This window comes from Pseudomonas sp. R62, assembly GCF_000257605.1.
Taxonomy (GTDB): domain Bacteria; phylum Pseudomonadota; class Gammaproteobacteria; order Pseudomonadales; family Pseudomonadaceae; genus Aquipseudomonas; species Aquipseudomonas atacamensis.
This window is the reverse complement of the sequence record NZ_AHZM01000865.1, coordinates 1-1,421: the sequence shown is the minus strand read 5'-3', so window position 1 is coordinate 1,421 and position 1,421 is coordinate 1. Positions and strand designations below refer to the sequence as shown.

The window sequence follows — 1,421 nt, the reverse complement described above, 5'->3', positions numbered from 1 at the left end:
GGAGATAAAAATGCCAACCACCGTGCGAATCGGCTGCGCCAGTGCTTTTTAGGGGCGACACTTCCACTGCTGCCGCCCAGCTTGTCTCCGGCGGAAACCTGGATTATCTGGTGTTCGATTATCTGGCCGAGATCACCATGTCGCTGATGGCCGGCGCGCGCCTGAAAGACCCGCAGGCCGGGTTCGCCGGAGACTTCATCGAAGTGCTGGCGCCGCTGCTGACGCAACTGGCCGAACAGAACATCCGCGTGATCAGCAATGCCGGTGGGGTCAATCCGCAGGCTTGCGCGGCGGCCCTGCAAGCAGCCTGCGACCAGGCTGGGGTCCAGCTGAAGATCGCCGTGTTGCTCGGCGACGACTTGCAAGGACAGCTCAAAAACCCCGCCGATATCCGCGAAATGTTCAGCTGCGCGCCGCTTCCGCGCATGTGCGTGTCGACCAACGCCTACCTCGGCGCGCCGGGGATTGTCGAAGCGCTGCGCCTGGGTGCCGACATTGTCATCACCGGCCGGGTGGTCGACAGCGCCGTGGTCAGCGCGGCGCTGGTCCACGAATTCGGCTGGTCGTGGCATGACTACGACAAACTCGCCCAGGCCGCGCTGGCCGGGCACATCATCGAATGCGGCGCGCAGTGCACCGGCGGTAATTTCACCGACTGGCGCGAGGTGCCGGATTACGAGCACATCGGTTTTCCGATCGTCGAGGTCAGCGCCGATGGCCAGTTCCTCGTCAGCAAACCCGAAGGCTCCGGCGGCCTGGTCACGCCGCTGACCGTCGGCGAGCAGATGCTCTACGAAATCGGCGATCCGCAGGCCTATCTGTTACCCGATGTGATCTGCGATTTCACTCAGGTCAAACTCCAGCAACAAGGCAAAAACGTCGTGCAGGTGCACGGTGCCAAAGGCCTGCCGCCCAGCGACAAATACAAGGTCAGCGCCACGTACCCGGACGGTTTTCGCTGCACCGCCAGTTGCCTGATGGCCGGCATCGACGCGGTGGACAAGGCGCGGCGGGTCAGTCAGGCGATCATCGACAAGACCGCCGAGATGTTCAGCCTGCGCGGCTGGGCGCCGTACAGCGAAACCCATGTCGAACTGCTCGGCAGCGAAGCCACCTACGGCCCACACGGCCAGCGCCGCGACAGCCGTGAAGTGGTGATCAAAATCGCCGTACGCCATCCTGACAAACGCGCGCTGGTGCTGTTTTCCAAAGAGATCGCCCAGGCCGCGACCGGTATGGCGCCCGGTCTGACCGGCATTGTCGGCGGACGTCCGACCGTGTACCCGGTCATCCGCCTGTTCTCATTTCTCATAGATAAAAATGCCTGCACGCTGCAAATCGACATGGCCGGTGAGCGCCATCCGTGCACCCTCCCCGACCCAGTGGCCCTCGACAGCGCAGATTTGCCCCTCGCCCATCAG

1 pseudogene is annotated in these 1,421 nt (G+C 63.4%); it reads left to right on the top strand.

Annotated features, from left to right (window positions below):
* Positions 1 to 10: 10 nt before the first annotated feature.
* Positions 11 to 1,421 (top strand): annotated as a pseudogene (locus OQK_RS00700) (acyclic terpene utilization AtuA family protein); the annotation flags it as partial.